This window comes from uncultured Negativibacillus sp. (genome assembly GCF_944388365.1).
GTDB lineage: Bacteria > Bacillota > Clostridia > Oscillospirales > Ruminococcaceae > Negativibacillus.
On record NZ_CALXIN010000118.1, the window covers coordinates 1 to 4,994 of the forward strand.

The following is a 4,994-nucleotide window of genomic DNA, read 5'->3' on the forward strand; positions in this document are numbered from 1 at the left end:
GTAGATGCAAAACCTGACATTCTCCCACTAGCGGAGCAGACAGGGGGAGAGAACTTCGCTTGCGAAGTTCCCGAGGGGATGTGCCCCTCAGAGGTGTTTCCAAAGAGGAAACCTCCTCTTTGGCGAATCTTTGGTTCCTTTCTTTTCGACAAGAAAGGAACCTCGGGCGCGGGCTGAGTAAGCCCGCAATCGACTTTGCAGGAAGTTTCCGCACCACAAAAAAGTACGGCTACGCAGAAAGCAGAGATGCGGTCTTGCCTCGTGAAAGGAAAGTAATCGCAGTGCAGGGCGCGTAACCCTGCGAAGGGAAATAAAAAAGAGGGGAAAATTCCCCTCTTTTTGTTTTGCCTTACTATTAACCTTCCACCCAGGTGCACTCGCGCTCGTTTTTCTTTGGACGGCCCATCAGATTGCGTACCGCCTCGGTGACGCTCTTTCCTTCATACAGCACCTGATAGGTCTGGGTGGTGATGGGCATATCCACTCCCATCTTCTGCGCCAGCTGATAGGCTACCTTGGTACAGGAGTAGCCCTCCACCACCATGCCTACCTGTTCCAGCGCCTGCTGTACCGGCACGCCCTGTCCCACCAGAATGCCAAACCGGCGGTTGCGTGAATGCATACTGGTGCAGGTGACGATCAGATCGCCGATGCCGGACAGCCCTGCAAAGGTCTCCTGATGGCCGCCCATCGCTACGCCCAGACGCGCAATCTCGGTGATGCCGCGGGTCATCAGCGCCGCCTTGGCGTTGTCACCCACACCGACACCGTCGGCGATACCCGACGCCACTGCAATAATGTTCTTCAGTGCGCCGCCCAGCTCGACGCCGATGACGTCGTCGTTGACATAGACGCGAAAATCCGGATTCATCAGCCAGTCCTGCACCTTCATGGCAGCGTCGCGGCTGCGCGAAGCGACAACCACTGTGGTCGCTTCGCCGCGACCTACCTCTTCGGCATGGGAAGGACCGGTCAAAATGACATTGTCGTTGTGCGGCAGTTCCTGCGAGAGCACCGTCGAAAAATCGTAGAAGGTTTCCTGTTCCAGTCCCTTTGCCACACAGACCACAATGGTCTTTTCACCGATGATGTCCCGCAGCTTATGCGCCGTTTCACGCACTGCAAAGGAAGGCACCGCCATGATGATCAGGTCGCTGTGCGCCGCCGCTTCCAGCGAGGAGGTGAACACAATCTCCTGCGGCAGGATAACCCCTGGCAGCAGCTTTTTCTGTTCACGTTCGGTTTGCAGCCGTTTGGCTTCCTCCTCCCGATGGGACCAGACGGTCACCTCGTGTCCACAGCGGTGGCACATCATTGCAAGCGAGATTCCAAATCCTCCCGCACCCAATACCATCACTTTTGCCATGCGTTGCCCTTCTTTCTAACGTTTTTTATAAGTATTTTCTGACGATCACAGCATCGTCGGTTGTTTCAACCGCACAAAATCCCTGCTTTAAAAAGAGGGACAGACTGGGGTTATCCTTTGCAATATCGTCATAGATCACAGTGCAGCCCATCTTCCGGCACTGCTCACACAAAAGCGCAAGTCCCTGTGTGCCGTAGCCTCTGCCGCGGAACCGGCTGTGCACGATGATATCGACGATCCAGCGTCCATCCTCATCGAGATGGCAGCCGGTCTCTCCAACAAAACCGTCCTTCTCGCTGTGCAGGTAGGCGTAAAACCGCTTTCCCTGCGGATGCGCGACCCAGCGGTCATACCAGCCTTTCCAGCGATCTCGGGAAAAGGAAATCGTTCCTCCCCAGCGGGCATTATAGGACATGGTCTGTTCGTCCGAAAGCAGACTCTGCCGAAAGGAAAGCTCCTCCAGCGTCGGAGTATGCAGCGTAAGCATTTCAAAACTCCCCCTATTGCCGTTCTTCCTTTTGAACCTCACTGGGCTTTTTGTCACCGATGCGGCGCTCGGTGCCGTTTAACAGGCGCTGGATATTGCCGCGATGTTTATAGATGACAAATACCGAGAACAGCAGTGCAAACAAAAAGTCAAACAGTGCCGGACGTCGCAGGCACAGGTCGACGATCAGCGTCAAAAACGGATAGAGCACCGCGCCGGTGACCGAGACCAGCGACACGATGCGGGTGATAAACAGCACCGGCAAAAAGATAATGAGCAGGATACAAAAGACCAGCGGATTGACCACCAGGATAATACCCAGCGAGGTCAGCACGCCTTTGCCGCCCTTGAAGCCGAAGAAAACGGGATAAAGGTGGCCCAGCAGTGCAAAAAATCCGGCGGCATAGCCTGCGTCAAAGGCATCGACGCCCATCGCCGAAAAGATCGTGCGGGCGATGACCACCGCCAGCACTCCTTTGAAGAAGTCGCCCAACAAGGTAAAGAAGGCGGGCAGTTTGCCGTAGGTGCGCAGGATATTGGTCATGCCTGCATTTTTGCTTCCATATTTGCGCACATCATCATGGGCATAGATTTTCGACACGATGATGGCGAAGTTGATGCTGCCCAGCAGGTAGGCAATGACTGCGGACAGTGCGAACGCTCCGATATCGAGCATCAGTTGAGATTGTATCATCACTTTCATCCTCCCTCTCTTAACATTGTAGCAAGTGTTTCACCTCTTTGCAACCCCTTGTTCCCTTTTCTTTACGAAAAGAAAAGGGAACAAGAAAGAAAAGGTGTTACCTACAGAGCAAAGAAAGGCACAAATAAAGCAAAAAAAGAAGTTTTTTGTCAAACTTTTGTACACAAAAGTTTGAGGTTTCCAAAGGCAGCGCCTTTGGCAGGGTTTGGGACAGCGTCTCAATATCATTCTTGCAGGGCAGTCCCTGCGGACCTCTTTTTGCAAAAGTTCGGAGAATGAAACTTGTTTCATTCTCATGCCCGCACCATCTAAAGTTAGATTTTTCAGAAAGTCCGAGTGCGGGCCTACGCAGCCTGCACCGCGATTACTTTCCTTTCACGAGGAAAAACCGCACCTCTGCTTTCTACGTTGTCATACTTTTCTGTGTGCGGTCCCGAGAATGGGCAAAGCCCATTCTCCAAACTTTTTGCAAGAACCTTGCGGGCTTACTCAGCCCGCGCCCGAGGTTCCTTTCTTGTCGAAAAGAAAGGAACCAAAGATTCGCCAAAGAGGAGGTATCCTCTTTGGATTCTCCTCTGGAGGGGCACATCCCCTCGGGAACTTCGCCTTGCGAAGTTCTCTCCCCCTGTCTGCTCCGCCAGCGGGAGAATGTCAGGTTTTGCACCTGCCGCTTCGGGCAGCAAGTAGCTACGTCGTTGTCGTAGCTTTCTTGAGAGTATGGGGGTTCAAAGGGGGTCATGCTTGACCCCCTTCGCTGGAAATCCAAAAACCAGGAGGTTTTTGGCGCGCCTTTCGTCCATTTCCTCGCGATAGGAAATGGACCCCGGGGTGCAGGGGCGGGAAGCCTCCCTGCAAATCGGTTTTGTAGGAACCTCCCTACAAAGATAACCGCAGGTGCGGGCTGCGCAAGCCCACAAAAGAGTTTTGTAGGGACTTCCCTGCAAAAACAGAAAGGTTCCGAGAAGGAAACAAAGTTTCCTTCTCAAAAAAAGAGAGCCCTCCTCCTCGGAAGGCTCTCTTTTATCACCTTAGTTATTCTTGTCGCCTTTTTCGCGCACCAGCATCCGAATCGGTGTTCCCTCAAATCCGAAGTTCTCGCGGATCTGGTTTTCCAGATACCGCTGATAGGAGAAGTGGAACAGCTCGGAACGGTTGACAAAGCAGGCAAATGTTGGTGGTCTGGTGGACACCTGGGTCATGTAGTAGATCTTCAGGCGCTTGCCCTTGTCCGACGGCGGCTGTACTCTGGCAGTCGCATAGTTGAGCATGTCGTTGATCATACCGGTGGAGATGCGGCGGGCGTTCTGCTCGTCCACCTTCTTAATCAGCTCGTACAGCTTGTCGACGCGCTGACCTGTCATCGCCGAGATAAACACCATCGGCGCATACGGCATAAAGCTGAAGTCGATATCCAGCTGTTTTTTCATCTCCTGCATGGTCTTGTCGGTCTTATCCTCGACGGCATCCCACTTATTGATTGCGATGATGCACGCCTTGCCCTGCTCATGGGCATAGCCGGCAATCTTGGAGTCCTGCTCGCTGAATCCCTTGGTGGCGTCAATCATAATGATGCAGACGTTGGAACGGTCCACCGCCATATAAGCGCGCAGCACGCTGTATTTTTCGATCGACTCCTCGACCTTGCTCTTGCGGCGGATGCCGGCGGTGTCGATAAACACAAACTTACCAAATTCGTTTTCGATCACCGTATCGGTGGCGTCGCGGGTAGTGCCGGCGATATCCGAAACGATTACCGCTTCGCGTCCGGCGATGCGGTTGACCAGCGAGGATTTACCCGCATTCGGACGGCCGACGATAGCGACGGTGATGCTGTCGTCGCCGTATTCCTCGTCGTCGGAGAAGTTGAGGTGTTCATACACTGCATCGAGCAGGTCACCGGTGCCATGACCATGGACCGAGGAAACCGCAATCGGTTCGCCCAGACCGAGGTTATAAAACTCATAGAATTCAGGCGGAGGATCACCGATGCCGTCGCACTTATTGACACACAGCACGATCGGCTTGCCGCTCTTTTGCAGCATGGTAGCGACCTCCTGGTCGGTAGCGGTGATGCCGGTTTTCATATCGACCACCAGGATGATGACCTCGGCGCTCTCGATGGCCAGCTGTGCCTGACGGCGCATCTGGGAGAGGATGATGTCATCGGAATAAGGTTCGATACCGCCGGTATCGACCAGCATGATTTCATGGTTGCGCCATTCACAGGCGGCATAGATACGGTCGCGGGTAACGCCAGGGGTATCCTCGACGATGGAAAGGCGCTGACCGATCAGTTTATTAAAGAGGGTGGATTTACCGACGTTTGGTCGGCCCACCACAGCGACTACGGGTCTGACTGCCATAGAGTACCTCACTTTCTGTTTTATAGTTTTATGAAGGGGCTGCGCCCCTTCTCCGAACATTCTGCCAAATCTGGT

The 4,994-nt window shown here is 53.7% G+C and carries 4 protein-coding genes; all 4 read right to left on the reverse strand.

Annotation, left to right across the window (positions count from 1 at the left end):
- Positions 1-355 precede the first annotated feature (355 nt).
- Positions 356-1,366 carry an NAD(P)H-dependent glycerol-3-phosphate dehydrogenase gene (locus tag Q0L39_RS10565; protein WP_296629023.1) on the reverse strand — a complete coding sequence of 337 codons (1,011 nt, stop codon included), beginning with the start codon at positions 1,364-1,366 and terminating at the stop codon, positions 356-358.
- A gap of 25 nt (positions 1,367-1,391) precedes the next feature.
- Positions 1,392-1,853, reverse strand: a complete 462-nt coding sequence (locus tag Q0L39_RS10570) for a GNAT family N-acetyltransferase (RefSeq protein ID WP_296629025.1) — start codon at positions 1,851-1,853, stop codon at positions 1,392-1,394.
- A 13-nt stretch (positions 1,854-1,866) separates the two neighbouring features.
- On the reverse strand, positions 1,867-2,547 hold the full coding sequence (gene plsY, locus Q0L39_RS10575; protein ID WP_296629027.1) for a glycerol-3-phosphate 1-O-acyltransferase PlsY: 681 nt from the start codon (positions 2,545-2,547) through the stop codon (positions 1,867-1,869).
- Positions 2,548-3,584: 1,037 nt separating this feature from the next.
- A complete protein-coding gene (gene der, locus Q0L39_RS10580; RefSeq protein WP_296629029.1) occupies positions 3,585-4,919 on the reverse strand; it encodes a ribosome biogenesis GTPase Der in 1,335 nt (444 codons plus the stop codon).
- Positions 4,920-4,994 lie beyond the last annotated feature (75 nt).

Bases quoted from the DNA above. Each gene is read 5' to 3' on its own strand.
- Q0L39_RS10570 (WP_296629025.1), bottom strand. From the start codon at position 1,853: ATGCTTACGCTGCATACTCCGACGCTGGAGGAGCTTTCCTTTCGGCAG.
- plsY (WP_296629027.1), bottom strand. From the start codon at position 2,547: ATGATACAATCTCAACTGATGCTCGATATCGGAGCGTTCGCACTGTCC.
- der (WP_296629029.1), bottom strand. From the start codon at position 4,919: ATGGCAGTCAGACCCGTAGTCGCTGTGGTGGGCCGACCAAACGTCGGT.
- Q0L39_RS10565 (WP_296629023.1), bottom strand. From the start codon at position 1,366: ATGGCAAAAGTGATGGTATTGGGTGCGGGAGGATTTGGAATCTCGCTT.